Below are 17,587 nucleotides of genomic sequence, written 5' to 3' on the forward strand. Positions count from 1 at the left end.
TCGCACGTATTATGAGTGCGAATCGCACACATTGGAGGACAGATGGGTATCGTGCTCAACCACATGATCATCCCGGCCGCCGACCGGGAGCAGGCCGCGAAATTCCTGGCCGACCTGCTCGGGCTCGACGTAGGCGAACCGGCTGGGCCGTTCACGCCCGTCCAGGTCAACGACGACCTGACGCTGGACTTCGACGACCGGCACGGCAGCCGCGCGGGGCACTACGCGTTCCTGATCGACGACGAGCGGTTCGACGGAGTGCTGGCGCTGCTGGCCGAGCACCCCGAGATCGACTACGGCTCAGGCCGCGAGCTCGGCTGGGACCGCGACATCAACCACCTCGGCGGTGGCCGTGGCGTGTACGTGCGCGACCCGAACGGGCACAGCTACGAGCTATTCACCGTCGTCCCGTTCTGAACCGCCTCTGTCTGACAGGCCGAGCAGCCCCGGCCTGCTCGCCAGCGCCAGCCAGTGCCGCGCGGGATCGGCGACCAGTCGCCGTTCGGCCAGGTCGAGCAGGCCGGAGACGCTCCGGACGGTCGCCGCCAGCGTGCCGTCGTCCTTGTGGACGTGCTGCTCGACGACGAACGTCTTGCCGGCGCCCCACTTGAACTCGCAGGTCACCTCGACGCTGCCGGGCATGGTGAGCTCGCGGTGGAAGTCGATGTTGGTGCTCAGGTTCACCGGCCCGACACCGCGCTCCCGCAGCTTGACCAGGTCGATCCCGGCGGCGACGAGGCACTCCCACCGCGTGTGGTCGGCGTAGGCGAGGTACACCGAGCCCTGCACGTGCCCGTTCGTGTCCAGGTCGTCGAACCGGATCGGCAGCGTGGTCCGGAAGACCGGCTCAGTCATGGGGGCTCCAGATGTACGGCGTGGTGGTGACCACGGGCGTGAAACCGAGGCGTTCGAGGATGGGACGGCTGTCGTCGGACGCGTCCACCCACAGGTGGCGGATGCCCGATTCGACCCCCAACCGCGCCCGGGTCGCGACAAGAGCGCGGTAGATGCCCCTGCCACGCCACTGCGGCAGCGTCGTGCCGCCGAACATGCCGATGAACTCCTTGTCCTGCTTCGTGTTCAGCCACCCGGCCGCCACGACCTCGTCGCCTGCCTCGGCGACGAACACGACGAGGTGCTGTTTGCGGGAGATCAGGCTGGCCGCGAGCCACGAGAGGATGTCCGGTCCCCACACGCGCGCGTTCATGGCGGCGATCCGGTGCATGTCGGCGTCGGCGTCGGTCCGGCGGATCCGCACGCCGTCGGGCAGCACCGGCTCGGCCGCGAAATCGGCCGCGGCGCCGACCATCACGGTTTCCTTCTCGTCGGGAACGAAACCAGCCGCCAGCAACCGGCTCGGCAGGTCCGCGGGCAGGTCGTGCGCCCGGGTCTTCCACTCGACGCTCTCGCCGCGGACGGCGTAGAAGTCGCGCTGCCGGGCGATCAGCGCGTCCACGTCCACATCGGAGACGTCCCGCGGCACGCTCACGAACCCCCGCCGCTTGCCGACAACCCGCACAACCGGACCGTCGGGTTCCGCGTGGACGCCGTGCTCCAGGTCGGTGTGCTCCGACGCCCGGACATGCCGGTCGTAGGCCTCAAGCAGCGGCGTGGGCAGGTCAATCCGCAGCAGCGGCAGAACCCGGCCAGGGATCGATCCGGACGGCACCTCGCCGGCCTTCACCGCCCCCATCGCCGCGTAGAAACCTTCCGCGTACGGCTCCGCGTCGATCCGCAGGACCGTGAAGCCCTTGGCGCGGGCGGTGTCCATGGCGTGCTGCCAGAGCAGCTTGCCCAGTCCCTTGCCGATCACGTCCGGTTCCAGCCACATGTTCCCCAGCTCGCCCTCGGGCACGGGCCCGTCGAGGCTGTAGAAACCGACCAGCCGCTCGCCGTCCAAGGCCACCACGAACAGGCGGTCGGCCAGGTCCTGCGGCGTGAACGACAGTTCGGTCCGGCAGGCGTCCAGGAAGGCCTGGTCGTATCCCCAGTGGGCCTTGGACCGCAGTGCCAGCTCCCCCAACGCGTCGGCCTCGTCCGGCCGCGCGGCGCGTAACACGATTTGAGCCACGCCATCGATACTCTCATCGGGCGCTACTGGATTTCGCAGGTCAGACCGCGTGTTAACCTGAATTTGCAATCGTTTTCCGCCGCCGCCAGGGCCGGGTGCTGCCGCTATGCCGACGAACTCCCCCACCCTCAAAGAGGTCGCGCAACGTGCCGGAGTGCACGTGACGACGGCGTCAAGGGCCCTCAACCCGGCGACGAGCTCGCTGGTCAACCCGGCGACGATGCGCAGGGTGCAGGCAGCGGCCAGAGAACTGCGCTACCAGCCGAACGCGATGGCCAGGGGCCTGAAAACCTCAAGATCGATGTCGGTGGGAGTGCTGCTGCCCGACCTGACCAACCCCCTGTTCCCGCCGATCGTCCGCGGGATAGAAGACGTACTGGCCAACTCCGGCTACACGACCCTGATAGCCAACACGGACAACGACCTGGACCGCCAAAGAACCCTGTTCGACACTCTGCGCGCCCGACAGGTCGACGGGGTGATCATCGCAACCGCCCGCAGAGACGACACCCTGTTCGCAGAAGCCCACAAGCAGGGCGCACGGATGGTGATGGTCAACCGACGCGTGGACCAGTCGGACATCCCATCGGTCACCGGCGACGACCACGACGGCATCGCGATGGCGGTCAGGCACCTCATCGAACTGGGCCACACCCGCATCGCCCATGTCGGCGGCCCCCAGCACACATCGACAGGGCGCACAAGGCAGCGCGCCTACCGCCAGGCCCTCGACGAGGCGGGGATCGAACTCGACCCGGGCCTGCTCGTGACAGCACAGGAGTTCACCGAAGCCGAAGGAGCAACGGCGGCAAGGGGAATGTTCGAGGCAGGCAAACGCCCGACCGCGATCGTGGCAGCCAACGACATGATCGCTCTCGGCTGCCTGGATGTGTTCTCGGATCGCAGAATGCGTTGCCCACAGGACATAAGCCTGGTCGGGTTCAACGACATGCCATTCGTGGACCGCCTGACCCCACCGTTGAGCACAGTGCACGTGCCCCACTACCAGATCGGCGCGGAAGCAGCACGAATGCTGCTGGACAGACTGGCGAACCCAGACCTCCCAGCGAAATCGATAACACTCCCGGCAACACTGGTACTGCGCGAGTCGACATCCGCGCCCAAGCTCTGAGACACCAAAGCACCGCGGCAACGGACATGACCCGCAGCATGCCCGCCGACAGCGCGGGCAAAGTCAACGCCGTGCCCAACGAACACGGCTGACAACTCACCTCGAAGCGCGAAACCCGGCAACAAGAAAGCCGAAAGCCCAACAAAACCAAAGAGCGGCGCCGATTCAACATGGGGTGGGGATGGCCGTAAGCTTGCAGGTGTGGAGAGCCCGCCACTTCGAAAAGTGCCGCGCCGCCCCCGGGGTCCCATGTCAAACCGGCGCCGCCCCAACCCGCCCAAGGCCCAAGAACCCGAGCAAAGCACCAGAACGAATCAAGAAAAACCAAAGCGAAGAGAAGAAACAGAAATATCAGAAGCAGAACCCTGAAGCCGAACCCGGCCACCATCCAAGACAATCGCATGAGTGGACAAAGAAAGCCCCAACCGAACATTCTGCTCAACAAGAACAACGGTCTTACCACGATCCCGCATACCACCGACAAGCCCAGCGACAGCACCAACACCAGCAGGATCGAGCCCGAGCGAAGGCTCATCGAGCAACACCACGGAAGGATCCAGCATCAGCGAACGGCCGATCTCAACCAACCGCCGCTGACCGCCGGACAAATTCCCAGCCAGCACAGCAGGCCGCTCGGCAACCAACGGAACAAGCTCAGCGACGGCGGAATACCGCTCGGCCAGCAGCGCACGCTGCCGCCGAATCAGGTAACCGCCCATCAAAATGTTGTCCCGCACGCTCATCCTGGAAAACAACGCACCCGTCTGCGGCACCTGGGCGATGCCCTTGGCCAGCACCTGAGGAGCGGACAACTGATCGATCCGCTCATCGCCCAGCAGCACGGCACCGTCCCGCAACCTGATCAACCCGCTGACCACGCGCAGAAACGTGGATTTCCCGGCACCATTGGGGCCAAGAACACACGTAACCGAACCGGGGACGACGCTCAGATCGAGCCCACGCAGAACGTCACCACCGCCATAACCCGCGTACACATCCTGCAAAGTCAACATCAGCGACTCGCCCCACCGAGGTAGGCGTCCAGCACCGCCGGATCCTCGCGAACATCCGAAGGCGCGCCCGAAGCGATCACCTTGCCCCGGTCCAGCACGAAAACCGGGTCGCACAGATCGAGCACCAGCGGAATGTCGTGCTCCACCACGAGGAAAGTGACGCCCTGCAGGTGGGCAGCACGGATGATGTCCGTCATCCTCTCGACCAGAGCCGGATTCACCCCGCCCGCCGGTTCGTCGAGCAGGACCAAGCGCGGCTGGAGCATCATCACCTGCGCCAGCTCCACGAGCTTCTGCTGGCCGTAGGACAAAGCTCCGGCTTGTTCAGCCTCGAACCGGCCAAGCCCGACGAAACCCAGCAGCTCCCGAGCACGGTCGGCCTCATGCCCGGAGACCGCGCCGGAGGCGAGCACACGCGGCGAGAACTCCGCCAGCGGAGCGACGACGTTCTCCAGCACAGTCATGCTCCTGAACAAGCGGGTCAGCTGGAAGGTCCGGCCGAGCCCCCGATGTGCCCGCGCCGGCGGCGACAGGCCGTCGATCCGCTCGCCGTCGAACCAGATCTCCCCGGTGTGAGCGCCGCCGGTGCCGCTGACCAGGTTGAACAGGGTGGTCTTCCCGGATCCGTTCGGCCCGATCAACGCGGTGATCGAGCCGGCGGGAACAGCGAGACTGACGTCATCGACGGCAGTCAGACCACCGAAAGCCTTGTGCACACCCCGGACTTCCAGCAACGGACCGGTTTCCGGCGGCTCGGCGGGCACACGGGCGGCCACAGTGACCGGAGTGACCGGACTGTGGCCGGTGTACTCGACTTCACGGCACCTGGCGAACCGGCGACGCAAGGTCGGCAGCAGCCCGTCCGGCAGGAACAACACGATGATCACCAGCGCCACACCGAACAGCAGCAGACGACTCTGGGATCCACCACCGTAGACGGTCGCCGCCTCACCCGCGAAAGAGACGACGAAAGCACCGACGACCGGCCCCCACAGCGTGCCCTTGCCGCCCACAAGCGCGGCGAGCACGACCGTGACGCTGCTGAGGATGTTGAAAGCGCCCAAAGGATTGAGGAACGTCAGGAAGTACGCGTAGACCGCGCCCGCGACACCGACGAAGAAGGCGCTGGCAGCGTAGGCGAGGTTCTTGTACAGCGTGGTGGGAATGCCGACAGCGGCGGCCTTGCCCTCGTCCTCACGGATCGCCACCAGACCCGTGCCGAACTTCGTCCGCCGGATCCACGCACTGAAGCAGAACGCCAGCACACCCAAGCCGAGGAACATGTAGTAGAACGGGATGTTGCCGACATCCCGGCCCCAGCCCGGCAGCGCCAAGGTGATGCCGTCGGACCCGTTGGTCACGGCAGGCAGGTTGACCGCCAGCACCTGGCAACCCAGCAGCATCGCGATCGTGATGATCACGAAGGCGGGCCCCTTGGCGCGCAACACGACGCTGCCCACGAGCAACGCGACCGCGACGGCGACCACACCGGACAGCGGCGCGAGCACCAGCGGGTTGACCTCCCACTTGGTGGACAGAATACCGGCCGTGTAGGCACCGATTCCGAGGAACACACCGTGCCCCAACGAAATATACCCGGCGAACCCGGATATGACGTTCCAGCTGACGGCCTGAATCGCCACCAGGAACGCCAACAGCACAACCGTGTGCTCATAGGTGGCATCGGGCGCGACCAGAGGGAACGCGACCAGCGCGGCCAGCACGAGCGCGAGAACCCACCTCATGCGACGGCGTCCTCACGCAACCGGGTCCCGAAAAGCCCGTGCGGGCGAACGATCAGCACCAGCAGGATCACCGCGTAGAAGACCACTGTGGACCACCTCGGCGAACCGTAGGTCGCGGTGAACGTCTCGGCGAGGCCGAGGATCAACGCCCCCACCCACGCGCCCCGCAGCGATCCCATCCCGCCGAGCACGATGATGCCCAGCAGTTTGGCGATCCAGTCGTAGTGCGACGCCGGGAAGAACGGGTACAGCACGGCCAGGATCGACCCACCCGCGCCCGCCGTCGCCGCGCCGATCGCGAACGACAGCGCGGCGACCGACGACGCACTGATCCCCACCAGCGCGGCACCGGACGGGTTCTGCGCGGTCGCACGGATGGCACGGCCGGTCCACGTCCTGTTGAGCACCAGGTGAAGCAGGCCGAGCACGAGCAGCGCGGCGAGACAGCCGTACACCTGGGCCTTGGGTAGCACCACCGAGCCGATCGTGAACGACTGCGCGAAGTACGGCGGTGTGGCTGACCGGAAGTAGTTGCCCGCGGTCACGTTCAGCAGGCCCTCGATGGTCAGGGCGATCCCGAACGTCAGCAGCATCGACATGGCCGGGCTGGTGCCGCGAACCCGCACGATCACCAGCCGGTACAGCACCCAGCCGAGGCCGAACATCAGCGGCGTGGTGGCCAGCGCCAGCAGGATCGGGTCGATCCCGGTCAGCTGCCACGCCTTCCACGTCAGCATCGCGATCAGCACGAGGAACGCGCCCTGCGCGACGTTGACGATGCCCATGATGCCGAAGACCAGCGTGAGCCCGGCCGCCATCAGGGCGTACACCCCGCCGATCAGCAAGCCCAGTACGACGGTCTGCACAGCTTGTGTCATGGCCACGCCGGCTTGGGGAACACGATCCTGTCCGTGGTGGCGGCCCCCTTCGGGGAGACGACCTCGACCTTGCCGTTCTGCCACTGCGCCAGCATGAACGAGCTCTGCGGCTCGCCGTTGGCCGCCCACTTGAGCGGCCCGAGGATCGTCTGGACCTCGTTGGCGCGCAACCAGTCCGCCAACGCGACCTGGTCGATCCGGCCGACCTTGGTCACCGCCTCCTGCAGCACCTGGCCCGCCGCGAACGCGTCGGCCGCGTCCTCGGTCGGCGGGCCGTTGAAGCGTTTGCGGTACTCCTGCACGAACTCGGTGTTCACCGGTGTCGTGGCGGCCTCGCTCCAACTGGTGCTGTAGAAGACGCCTTCGGTCGCGTCCTTGCCGACGCCGTCGCTGTACTGGTTGCCGTTGCCGGGCGCGTTGGTCTGGAAGAAGACCTTCGGCGAGAACCCGACCTGCCGCAGCGCGCGGACCGCGCCGATACCGTCCTCGAACTGGGCGCCCTGCGCGAGCAGATCCGGCGCCTTGCTCGCGATCGCGCTCGCGACCGGCTGGAAGTTGGTGGTGTTGGCCGGGTACACGGTCGAGTAGACGGTCCGCAGCCCGGCCGCTTCGAGCTGGCTCCGCAGCGACTCGATGGCAGGCCGGGTGAACGGGTCATCCTGCGTCATGAACGCGACGGTCTTGGGCCGTTGCGCTTCGGGCAACGACTTCACCCACTCCGTGATGCCGTCCGCGTGGTGCGGAGCTGTCGCCGGCTGCGCGAAGAACAGCATCTTGAAACCGCGGGTGAACATGTTCGGCGCGGCACCGGCCGGTTCGACGAACAGCATCCGGTTGCGCTCGGCCACAGCGGAAGCGGCGTAGTTCAGCAGCGACGAGAAGCTGCCGAGCAACAGGTCCACCCGGTCCTGTGTGATCAGTTTCGTGTAGTCGGCGATGATCGTGTCCTGGTTGCTGGCGTCGTCGGTGACGCGCAGGTCGATCTGCCTGCCGAGCATGCCGCCCGCGGCGTTGACGCGGTCGCGCCAGATCTCGTAGCCGCGCTTGGCTTCGCCGCCGGGCTGGGAGAACTGCCCGGTGAGCGGCAACGAGGTGCCGATCAGGATCGGACCGCTGCCGCCGCTGCTTCCCTGGCTCGAGCCACTGCACCCGGCGGTGACCAGCAACGCCGCGCACGCGACGAGGGCACGCAGCCTGAACCGGGCGGGTCGTTCTCGCATCGCGGATCTCCTCGACTTCGCCGAAGGTCTAAGCCAACCATGGCAAACGATTGCAACACAGCGCCGATCGTCGCGGTCTCGTCACCAGTCGTGAGGTATACCAGCCGGATTATCACGCACGACCGGGCGGCACCATCCGCCATCTGCCACACCCGTTGGTCTCAACCGGAACCACCGCGGTACGTGTACACGATGAGTCCCTCGTGGTGCTTGGCCAGTTTGTCGTACAACGCCCGCGCCGGGGCATCGTCCAGTGTGTTCCAGTAAAGCCTCGGTGAACCGTGCTGCTCGGCGTCCGCCGCCACCCACTCGATCATCGCCGTGGCGACACCGCGCCGTCGCGCTCGCGACTCGACGAACAGGTCAGCCAGATAGCATTTGCCGACGTACCAGACACTTGCGTGGAACAAGTAGTGCGCGACGCCGACCGGCTCGCCGTCCAGCCGGGCGATGATCCCGCGCACCGGCCCGGGGCCGAGCAACCGCCGCCACGTCCGTTCATAGCTGTCGTCCGCGACTTCGGTCCCGAAGTGCACGTGATGCCCACGGGCCAGTACTTCCCAGTCGGCGCGGTCGGCTTCGGTCACCAGACTGATCCCCAGCACGGCGCCCATCCTGCCGCACGGCCGGATTTCACCGCCCTGCCAAGTATTCCTCGGTCATTCTCTTCGGTGCGCGGGTGAGCCACGCCTCGGTGATCAGCTCGTCGAGTTCGGCGACGGCGATCTCCGGCAGCCGGACCAGCACCGCCGGGTATCCGTCGAAATGCGGCGTGGTGAAGTACACCGCCGGATCCTCGGCGATCAACGCCTCCTTCACCCCGACGTCGGCCACCCGTGCGCCGAGGATCGGGCCGTCCGGCGCGTCGTCGCCCAGTGCGGCCAGATCCGACTCGCGCAACGGCCGTTCCCAGACGAACAGCTTGTCCTTCACCTGCCAGCGCACTGTTCCGTCGCCCGCCACCGACTCGGCGGCGGCGGGCAGCGCCATGGCGACGCGGCGTACGTCATCCCATTCGGCCACAGGGAATCCCCTTCACCGGAGGTGTTCGCCGAAGAAGGCCTCGATCCGCTGCCACGCGTCCGCCGCCGCTCCCGGCTGCGGCCCCATGCCCGCGACCCGCATGATCACGCGCACCGGCTTCGGGCCGGTCTCCGCGTCGTTGAGGAACGAGTGTCCCGCCGACTGGTACTGCTTCACGTCGTGCGGGATCCCCGCCTCGGTCAGCGCACGCTCCAGTTTGGCCGGAACGCCCCGCAACGGCAGGTCTCGCCCGCCGTAGCTGGCCACGATCGGGCACGCGCCCGCCAGCGCGGCGTCGAGATCACGCGGCAGGAAACCGTAGTTCACCGAGGAGGCGTCGAACCCGGAGTTCGCGGTCGCCAGCGCGAAGCTGCCGCCCATGCAGAAGCCGATCACACCGACGTTGCCCGTGCAGTCGTCGGAGCTGATCAGCCATTCGCGGGCCGACTCGATGTCGGCGAACGGCTTGCCCTCGCCCTTCCACAACGACCGCATGGTGGACACCAGGCACTTGCGGACGCCGCCCGCGCTGAACAGGTCCACCGCCAGCGCCAGGTAGCCCGCCTCGGCGAGCCGGCCGGCCTGCCTGCGTACGACGTCGTTGAGCCCGAACGCCTCGTGGATCACCACGACACCGGGCCACGGACCGTCGCCGGACGGCCTGGCCAGATAACCACCCAGCCGGGTGGACCCGCTGTTCTTGCGCGCGAGGCCGGTCAGGTCGATGGTGGTCATGCCACTCCCCTCGTCGGGCGAAAACCATGACGACGGTAGCGATCCGACACCGATCACGCATTCCGGCGTGCGGAATGGGTGACTTCCTGGTCCGGTAGGACGGCCACCGCGCTGAGCTTCGCGGCACGTTCCCGGAAGGTCGCCAGCACCGATCCGCCCAGGATCAGCACGAAGGCCACGATCGTGGTCGTGCTGAGCGACTCGTTCAGGATCAGCACCCCGGCCGCCACCGCGACCAGCGGGTTGACGTACGTGATCACCACCGCCTTCGAGGGCCCGACCTCCCGGATCAGCTCGAAGAAGGCCAGCAGGGCGACCGCCGTGCACACCACGGCCAGGCCGCCGAGCGCCCACAGCACGTCCTGCGACGGCATCCGGCTCGGCCACGTCACGATCGCGGCGGGCAGGTACGCGATCGCCGCGATCCCCAGCGAGACCGTGACCAGCACCAAGCCGGGGATCTCCTGCAGTTTCCGGGCCGCGATCACCGGCGCGACCGCGTAGCCCACGGCCACCAGCAGGACCTCGATGATCGCCCACGCGTCCCCGCCGCCCAGGTTCGGGGCCGCCAGCAGCGCCACACCGCCGAGCCCCACCGCGAGCCCGACCCACCGGACGCCGCTGAGCCGCTCGCCGCCGACGGTCGCCAGCAACGCGCCGACCGTCGGCACGCACGCGATCAGCAACCCCGTCATCGAACTCGACAGATGGCGTTCCGCGTCCGACAGCAGATACCACGGCACGAGGATCTCCGTGCCCGCGAACGCCAGGATCATCAACCAGTGCTTGCGCAGCACACCCCAGTCGATCCGGCCGAGCGCCAGCGGCAGCAGCACCGCCGCGCCGATCGCGGTCCGGACGAAGACGACCATCGGGACCGACACACCGCCGACCGCGACCTTGATCATCAGGTACGGCAGCCCCCAGATCACGCCCAACAAGCCGAACAGAACCCACCCTCTACGTGTCACCGGCGCAGTCTCGCCGCGGCCACGGCCCGGCGTCTTGAACGCTGTTGCGGAAGGCACCGGGTGTGACGCCGAAGACGCGCCGGAACCACCTGGTCAGGTGCGCCTGGTCGGCGAACCCGGTCAACGCGGCCGCCTGCGCCGGGCGGTGGCCTGCCGCCAGCAGCGACCTCGCCCTGGTCGCGCGGTACTGCGAGAGCCAGGCGAACGGCGGCATGCCGACCGTGTCGCGGAAGGCCCGCAGCACCTGGAACCGCGACAGCCCCAGTTCGGTGGCGATCTCGTGCAGGGCGGGCGGGTCGAGCAACCGGTCGGCCAGCCGGTCCTTGGTGACCCGGGCGACCTGCTCGCCCGCCCGGACCGGCGCGAGCCGTTTCACGTCCGCCGCGTGCCGCTGGACCAGCGTGGTCAGCACCCACGACAGGCGGGACTCGGCTTCGAGGGGGTCGCGCCAGCGGGTGATCAGCTCGTGCGCCCGGTGGAACTGGGCCGCCAGCCCGGGATCGTGCACGACGGGGACCGGGAAGTGCGGCACCCCGTCGTCGGCCAGGCTCGTCCACTGTGGATAGATCACGCGGTAGGCGAAACCCTCCGGTACCGCCGAGCCGCCGGTGTGCGTCTCCCCCGGTTCGATCACCACGATGTCGCCGGGTCCACCGTGGTACGACCGCGAGCCGACCCTGATGATCTCCATGCCGTCGGTGCACGCACCGATGGCGAACTCGTCGTGCGCGTGCGGGGCGAACACGTGCCGGACGAACCGGGCCCTCATCAAGTCGAGCGGGGCGCCCTGCCCCGCGTCGACACGTGTCCATGTGGCCTGCTCCATGGCAAGCGAATGTAGCCGCCGGGAGCCCACGGGCCCAGTAACGGCCCAGATCGGCGGGTGCTACCGTCGGGTACGACCGGTTCGCGAGGGGCCTGCTTCCCGCCGCGCCGGCAGTCCGTCGTCAAACAGCCGGCGACGAACCACCGAGACTCGCGCTACCACGAACTCAGGCTGGGCAGACGCGCCCCGGCCTGGTGATCGCCGCCCGTTTCGGGCGGTTCCCCGCGTGGCGGTGCCGGCGAACTCCCCGACGTGAGCCGGCGCCCCACGCGGCGGAATGACTCCTCACCGCACGTCACGGCGCTTGAGTTTGGCCATCCGGCCGTCCGGGTGGTGCCAGACGATCCCCTCGAACTCGGGGTGGGCGAGCAGCCACGCCACGAGGCCGTCGTAGTCGCGTGGCGCGTCGCCGAACACCTCCGCGGTCTCGTGGCGCACCAGCCGGTGGCTGTCGTAGCCCTCCGGGTTGCCGTTCAGCTTCGGCCCGCAGAGCTCGTACGTGCCCGGCGGGAGGTCCTGCCCGGCCACGGCCTCGGTGAAGAACTTCGCGAACGACGACTGTTCGACCGGCTCCCACCCCATGGTCTTGCCGGTCACCGGATCTTCTTGCACGGCTTGGAAACCGTTGGGCACGGCCTTGCCCGGCCGCACCTCGCGGCGTGCCCACCAGCGGCCCGTGTCGTCGAGCCGGACGCAGGTGCCGTCGTATTTGCGCGTGGGCTCGCCCGCACCGGCGAGCACCCAGGCACAGTCCGGGTGCACCTCTCGAGTGACCCGGCTGCGATCGGCCGGGTCGCGGACGAACAGCGTCGGGATCTTCTGCAAAGTTCCGCCTCCATGGTGTTGTCGCACACCGATGGTCGCAGAACTGTCCACCGATTACCGGTGACGGCCGTCTCCGCGGCCGCCGCGGTCCCCACGCCGGTCGTCGTCGCTGTCGCGGTGATGCTTGTGGAACTTGCGCGCGTAATGGGCGACACCGTCCCAATAGGACGGTGTCGGCGAGGTGGTCGAGGTTGTTCCCGGCGGCGCGGTCTTCTTCGGTGGCGTGGCCACCACGGGCGGGTTCTTCGCCGGCGGCCGGACCTGTCGCACGGAAGGCGGCGCAGCGGTGGTCGGCGTCTGCACGACCGACGACGCCGACGTCACCGCTACCGGCGGGACGGTCGGGATGAACACCGTTGGCACCCGGGGTCTCCGGTCACCGGGCGGGACACCGTCGAACGAGCCCGCCTGCGGTACCTCGATCCCCGGCCGGGACGGTTGCTCGTCGCGCAGGTCCACGATGGCCGTGGCCACGATCGCCGCCAGTACGCCTGTCGCTCCCACGGCAGCCCGGTTGAACCTGCGCCTCACCGCGTCACCCCTCCCTGGAATCCCTGCGTGACAATGGGTAACCGCGCCACTATGGATAGTCAAGGCAGCATGTGCGGGAGGCATCGTAACAAATCGCTTCGGCTGGTCCGGCACAATGACGCCGACAAGAGGGAGGCTTTTCGTGCTGGTGGAATTGGCAGTCGGGGACGCGTACGGCGCCGGGTTCGAGTACGCTCCGCGCGCCTTGGTCGAAAAGCACAACAATCTGGGCGGCTACGTCCAGCACGAGACACACACCGGCATCAAACCGGGCGCCTACACCGACGACACGCAGATGACCATCGCGGTGGCCGAGGCTCTCGTGTCCGGTGAGGAATGGACGCCGCTGAACCTCGCTTCCCGTTTCACGCAAGCGTTTCACCGTGACCAGCGAGTCGGGTACGCGACCAGGTTCCACCAGTTCCTGCTGGAGGTGCGCGACGGCAAGGACTTCCTCGCCAGGATCAGGCCGGACAGCGACAAGAGCGGTGCTGCGATGCGCGTCGCACCCATCGGGCTGCTGCCGTCCGTGACCGACGTGCTGCACTACTCGGATGTCCAGGCGCGCGTCACGCACGACACCCCGGAAGGTGTCGAAGCGGCACAGGCAGCCGCGTTGGCCGTGCACTACTGCCATCACGACCTCGGCCCGGTGGGCAAGGTCGGCGAATGGATCGACACGCAGGTGCCGCGCGGCGGCTGGGCGCAGACGTGGCACGGGAAAGTCGGGCCCAAGGGCCGGATGAGCGTCACCGCCGCGTTGACCGCGCTGGCGGCGAACACGAGCATGAGCGAGTTGCTGCGCGCGTGCGTGGCGTTCACCGGCGACGTGGACACCGTCGCGACAGTCGCGCTCGCCGCCGCGTCCCGATCAGGTCAGTACACGCAGGACCTGCCCGAAGTCCTGGTGTCCGGTCTGGAGAACGGCCCGTTCGGCCGGGACTACCTCGCCGAGCTGGACGCTCGGCTGCCAGGTTAGGGACTCAGTCCCTGGCCGCCACCCAGGCGGCGATCTGCGCGCGCGAGGCGAACTGGAGTTTGCGCAGGATGTGGTCGACGTGGACTTCGGCCGTGCGGCGGGAGATGTTCAGCCTGACCGCGATCTCCTTGTTCGTGGCGCCCTGTGCGACCAGATCGGCCACCTGTTGTTCCCGCTTGGTCAGCGGGCCGCTGCGGTCACGGCCGGACAGCACGTAGGCCGCCGCGGCGGCCAGTGACGAACCGTTGGCCGTCCCGACCTGGAAGGACTCGGTGTACCGCTCCTCGCCCATGACCTGCCGCAGGTGGTCGGCACACGCCTGGTGCGGGACGTACCACGGCTCCGAGCCGGCGAGCAGCGAACCGCCGACCTCCGACCAGACCCGTTCCACCACACCGAGTATCGCCGCGGCGCGCTCGGTCTCCTGGTTGCCCACCGCGATCGCGGCCAGCACCTCGGCGACCATGACGAACCCGCTCAAGTCGTTGAACCGCAGGTGCAACTGGATGCTCTCGGCCGCTTCCCGCAGGCACGCGTCCAGGTCACCCAGCTGCCACTTGGCCATCGCGAGCGCGTAGTGCGCGTACGCACGGGCCCACTGTTCCCCGCGTGGCGCGGAGTACTGGATGCCCATCTGCCCCAGTTCCAGGGCCCGCTGGCCGTTCCCGCAGAACGCGGCGGTCATGCCACGCGCGGCGTAGGGCGGGAACAGCCGTGCGCCGGGGTCCGGCACGCGGTTGTAGCACTCGATGGCCTCGGCGTAGCACTTCTCCGCGGTCGGGTAGTCGCCGGTCACCAACGCACTGGTGGCACGGCAGTACAACGCGAGCCACAGCAGTTCGTCGTCGTCGAGCGTCCTGGCGATGCCGATCGCCTGCTGTCCCATGTGGACGGCTGACTGGCCTTCGCCGAGCCCCGCGGTGGCGTAGGCGTTGACCGCCAACGCTTGTACGCGCAGGTCGGCAGGCAGGTCGAGCTTGAGCACCCGGTCGAGCCAGCGGCGGCCCTCACCGAAGAACCCGCAGTTGAGCCAGTAGAAGTGCAGGCTGACCGCCAGCCGCGCGCCGGTCAGCCCGTCGCCGTGGGTCAGGCCGGATTCCAGCGCCGAGCGGATGTTGGCGTGTTCCCTGCGGGTCAGCGCGACCATCTCGAGCTGCCTGTGCCCGAACCACTCCGACGCGAGCGTGCGGCCCAGGTCCAGGAAGTACCTGCTGTGCCGGGCGCGGAACTCGGCCAGCCTGCCGGACTGCTCCAGCCGCCGGACGCCGTACTGCCTGATCGTGTCCAGCATCCGGTAGCGGGCGACGGCTTGGCCGCTGTCGTGGCCGCTGGCCCTGATCAGCACGGACTTGTCGACCAGGTCGGCGATCCGGGTGAGGATCTCGAACCGGTCGACGTCGCACACCGACTCGGCCGCGGCGAGGGTGAACCCGCCGTCGAACACCGAGAGCCGCGCCCACAGCTCCTGTTCCTCGGCCGAGCACAGCTCGTAGCTCCAGTCGACGGTGGCCGTGAGGGTCTGGTGCCGTTCGGGTTTGGTCTGCTCGCCGCGCGACAGCAGCCGGAACCGGTCGTCGATGTTGGTCAGCAACTCGTTGAGGGACAACACCCTCAGCCACCCGACCGCCAGTTCGATGGCCAACGGCATACCGTCGAGCCGTTGGCAGATCTTGACGACCGTCTCCTGGTTGTCCGCGGTCATCTGGAACCCGGGCGCCGCGGCGGACGCGCGGTCGGCGAACAGCGTCACCGCTGAGGAATCGCCGACGAGCCTGCCGTTGCGCACCTGGGGTACCGGCAGCGGGTTGACCGGCAGCAGCTGCTCGCCGCCGACGCCGAGGACGTGGCGGCTCGTGGCCAGGATCCGGACGTCCGGTGCGGCCGTGAGGATCTCGCCGACCAGCGTGCCGCACGCCTGCACCATGTGCTCACAGTTGTCGAGCACAAGCAACAAAGACTTGTCCCTGAGGAAATCCACGACTCGGCTGGTCGGTTCGTCCGGCACGTCCCGCAGGCCCAGTTCCGCGGCGACGATCTGGGCGAGCAGTCCGGGGTCGCGCAACGAGTCCAGCGCGATGAACCGGAACTCGTCGGCGTGGTCCTGCGCGACGCGGGTGGCCAGCCTCGTCTTGCCCGCTCCGCCCGGTCCGATCAGCGTCACGAGCCTGCTCGCGGCGAGCTCCCGGCGGACCTGGTCGACCTCGGCCTGCCGTCCCACGAAACTCGTCACGTCAGGCAGGCCGCTCACCACAATCCGCAAGGCACATCAGGACGTGTGGATGCTACCCGCGTCGGCATTACCCGACCGAGTGAACCTCATGCGCCATCCGGACCAGCAGCACCTCCTAAGCCAGGCACGCCTCCGAGCTCAGTTTCGCCAGGTCGTCGGCGACGAGGACGTGACCGCGTTTGGTCAGGCCGCGGATCGCCTGACGTGCCAACGGGTCGAACCGCAGATCCGCGGGCGCCAGCGCGGCCACGCGGTTGAGCGCGAACACCGCGGCGACGTCGTCACGGGTGCGCATGTACGCGAACGCCATCGTGACCAGGTAGCTCACCTGCGAGCCGATCGGCACGGTCGCCGGCAGCGACACGCCACGGGCCAGCCGCAGCGCCTTGTCCAGCCTGCCGAGCCGAACCAGCATGCGGACTTCCCTGATCCCGGCCTCGGTCGGTCCACAGTAGATGGATGAGACGACGTCGTCCTTGCCGTGCCGCTGCACGATCGCCTTGGCATCGGCGTGCAGCGCGAACGCCTCGTCGGGCTGGTTGTCGGCCGCCGCGGCCTCCGCCGCCTGCAGCAGCAACGCCGCCTTGATCACGTCTGCCCGGTCGCCGTCGAGCCGCTCGGCGCAGTCGACCGCGAACTGCCGGGACTGCGGCAGATAACCCATCGCCCGCATGCAGGCCGTGCGGTGCACCGCGGCGGCGCCCCACTGCACCGGGTCCTCGGTGCCGACCGCCACGTCAAGGCACAGCTGGGAGGCCATCCACGCGAGGTGGTTGTCGTTCATGCGGTTGGCGAACGCGCACGCCAGGCCGTATCCCTGGGCCAGCGCGGTGGCGAGCTCGGGCGACCGGTCGCCGGACTGCCACACCGAACGCAGCCGCTTGAGCAGGCACGGCAGCAGGTTGGCGATCACGGTGTACCGGCGCGCCGATTCGCGCCAGGTGGCCAGCAGGTGGTCCAGCTCCATGCACAACCGGCCGACCGGCGGCGTGCGCACCGGCTCGGCGAGCAACAGCGGCTGCATCAGCACGTCACGCAGCCGTTCGGTCAACGGGCCGCAGTTCGGCTCGGACTTGGCGGCGTCTTCTTCGCGCCAGCCGACGAAGTCGGTGAGGTCCTCGATGTGCAGCACCCGCGCGAGGTGCGTGAGCACCTCGATGCTGTCGAGTTTGCGCTGGCCGCGCTCGACCTGCCGCAGCCATTCCTCGCTGCGGCCGACGAGGTTGGCCACCACCCGGCGCGACAGGCCCTGCTGCCTGCGCCGGACACCGACCCGCTCACCCAAGGTCGCGTCAACCGAGGGCTGCTCGGGCACGGCGTACATCGATGGCCACCTCCGTGTGGGATTGCACGCGTGATGCGCGATCCCACGATCCCGCGGCCGGGACCCAACCACAATTGGGCAAAG

Annotated in this window: 18 protein-coding genes; 3 read left to right on the plus strand and 15 right to left on the minus strand. The window is 68.3% G+C overall.

Annotated elements, in window-relative coordinates; genetic code table 11:
* The first annotated feature begins 42 nt into the window (after positions 1-42).
* Positions 43-417: a VOC family protein gene (locus tag AOZ06_RS37285; protein ID WP_054293676.1), complete on the plus strand. Its 375-nt coding sequence runs from the start codon at positions 43-45 to the stop codon at positions 415-417.
* Here AOZ06_RS37285 and AOZ06_RS37290 read toward each other — a convergent pair.
* Both AOZ06_RS37290 and AOZ06_RS60625 read right to left on the minus strand, forming a co-directional pair.
* Positions 394-855, minus strand: a complete 462-nt coding sequence (locus AOZ06_RS37290; protein ID WP_054293677.1) for an acyl-CoA thioesterase — start codon at positions 853-855, stop codon at positions 394-396. The genes AOZ06_RS37285 and AOZ06_RS37290 overlap by 24 nt on opposite strands.
* Positions 848-2,071, minus strand: a complete 1,224-nt coding sequence (locus tag AOZ06_RS60625) for a GNAT family N-acetyltransferase (protein ID WP_236951867.1) — start codon at positions 2,069-2,071, stop codon at positions 848-850. Before AOZ06_RS60625 ends, AOZ06_RS37290 begins: the two co-directional genes overlap by 8 nt.
* A 106-nt stretch (positions 2,072-2,177) precedes the next feature.
* On the opposite strand from AOZ06_RS60625, the gene AOZ06_RS37300 reads away from it, so the two are divergent.
* Positions 2,178-3,203 carry a LacI family DNA-binding transcriptional regulator gene (locus AOZ06_RS37300; RefSeq protein ID WP_054293678.1) on the plus strand — a complete coding sequence of 342 codons (1,026 nt, stop codon included), beginning with the start codon at positions 2,178-2,180 and terminating at the stop codon, positions 3,201-3,203.
* 314 nt (positions 3,204-3,517) lie between these two features.
* On the opposite strand, the gene AOZ06_RS37305 is transcribed toward AOZ06_RS37300, so the two are convergent.
* The 11 genes from AOZ06_RS37305 to AOZ06_RS37355 all read right to left on the minus strand — a co-directional run bounded on the left by AOZ06_RS37305 (position 3,518) and on the right by AOZ06_RS37355 (position 12,970).
* Positions 3,518-4,216 carry an ABC transporter ATP-binding protein gene (locus tag AOZ06_RS37305; RefSeq protein ID WP_054293679.1) on the minus strand — a complete coding sequence of 233 codons (699 nt, stop codon included), beginning with the start codon at positions 4,214-4,216 and terminating at the stop codon, positions 3,518-3,520.
* Complete coding sequence (locus AOZ06_RS37310; RefSeq protein ID WP_054293680.1) at positions 4,216-5,961, minus strand: branched-chain amino acid ABC transporter ATP-binding protein/permease; 1,746 nt, start codon at positions 5,959-5,961, stop codon at positions 4,216-4,218. The genes AOZ06_RS37305 and AOZ06_RS37310 overlap by 1 nt, the downstream gene beginning before the upstream one ends.
* Entirely contained in the window at positions 5,958-6,839 is an 882-nt protein-coding gene (locus tag AOZ06_RS37315) for a branched-chain amino acid ABC transporter permease (RefSeq protein ID WP_054297202.1), read from the minus strand. Before AOZ06_RS37315 ends, AOZ06_RS37310 begins: the two co-directional genes overlap by 4 nt.
* Complete coding sequence (locus tag AOZ06_RS37320; RefSeq protein ID WP_054293681.1) at positions 6,836-8,059, minus strand: amino acid ABC transporter substrate-binding protein; 1,224 nt, start codon at positions 8,057-8,059, stop codon at positions 6,836-6,838. The genes AOZ06_RS37315 and AOZ06_RS37320 overlap by 4 nt, the downstream gene beginning before the upstream one ends.
* Positions 8,060-8,220: 161 nt before the next feature.
* Positions 8,221-8,673 carry a GNAT family N-acetyltransferase gene (locus tag AOZ06_RS37325; RefSeq protein WP_054293682.1) on the minus strand — a complete coding sequence of 151 codons (453 nt, stop codon included), beginning with the start codon at positions 8,671-8,673 and terminating at the stop codon, positions 8,221-8,223.
* A gap of 19 nt (positions 8,674-8,692) precedes the next feature.
* On the minus strand, positions 8,693-9,082 hold the full coding sequence (locus tag AOZ06_RS37330) for an MmcQ/YjbR family DNA-binding protein (protein ID WP_054293683.1): 390 nt from the start codon (positions 9,080-9,082) through the stop codon (positions 8,693-8,695).
* A 12-nt stretch (positions 9,083-9,094) separates the two neighbouring features.
* Positions 9,095-9,817, minus strand: a complete 723-nt coding sequence (locus AOZ06_RS37335; RefSeq protein ID WP_054293684.1) for a dienelactone hydrolase family protein — start codon at positions 9,815-9,817, stop codon at positions 9,095-9,097.
* 53 nt (positions 9,818-9,870) lie between these two features.
* A complete protein-coding gene (locus AOZ06_RS37340) occupies positions 9,871-10,788 on the minus strand; it encodes a DMT family transporter (protein WP_054293685.1) in 918 nt (305 codons plus the stop codon).
* Positions 10,778-11,614, minus strand: coding sequence for an AraC family transcriptional regulator (locus AOZ06_RS37345; protein WP_054293686.1), 837 nt, complete (start codon positions 11,612-11,614; stop codon positions 10,778-10,780). The genes AOZ06_RS37340 and AOZ06_RS37345 overlap by 11 nt, the downstream gene beginning before the upstream one ends.
* A 285-nt stretch (positions 11,615-11,899) precedes the next feature.
* On the minus strand, positions 11,900-12,439 hold the full coding sequence (locus AOZ06_RS37350) for an RNA ligase 1 family protein (RefSeq protein ID WP_054293687.1): 540 nt from the start codon (positions 12,437-12,439) through the stop codon (positions 11,900-11,902).
* A gap of 54 nt (positions 12,440-12,493) precedes the next feature.
* Positions 12,494-12,970 carry a hypothetical protein gene (locus AOZ06_RS37355; protein ID WP_054293688.1) on the minus strand — a complete coding sequence of 159 codons (477 nt, stop codon included), beginning with the start codon at positions 12,968-12,970 and terminating at the stop codon, positions 12,494-12,496.
* Positions 12,971-13,112: 142 nt separating this feature from the next.
* Between AOZ06_RS37355 and AOZ06_RS37360 the strand changes: the two genes are divergently transcribed.
* Positions 13,113-13,949: an ADP-ribosylglycohydrolase family protein gene (locus AOZ06_RS37360; protein ID WP_054293689.1), complete on the plus strand. Its 837-nt coding sequence runs from the start codon at positions 13,113-13,115 to the stop codon at positions 13,947-13,949.
* Positions 13,950-13,953: 4 nt separating this feature from the next.
* On the opposite strand, the gene AOZ06_RS37365 is transcribed toward AOZ06_RS37360, so the two are convergent.
* Both AOZ06_RS37365 and AOZ06_RS37370 read right to left on the minus strand, forming a co-directional pair.
* Positions 13,954-16,179, minus strand: a complete 2,226-nt coding sequence (locus tag AOZ06_RS37365; protein ID WP_157233462.1) for an ATP-binding protein — start codon at positions 16,177-16,179, stop codon at positions 13,954-13,956.
* A 115-nt stretch (positions 16,180-16,294) separates the two neighbouring features.
* A complete protein-coding gene (locus AOZ06_RS37370) occupies positions 16,295-17,503 on the minus strand; it encodes a helix-turn-helix domain-containing protein (RefSeq protein WP_054293691.1) in 1,209 nt (402 codons plus the stop codon).
* Between the last annotated feature and the right edge of the window lie 84 nt (positions 17,504-17,587).

This window comes from Kibdelosporangium phytohabitans, from assembly GCF_001302585.1.
Lineage (GTDB): Bacteria > Actinomycetota > Actinomycetes > Mycobacteriales > Pseudonocardiaceae > Kibdelosporangium > Kibdelosporangium phytohabitans.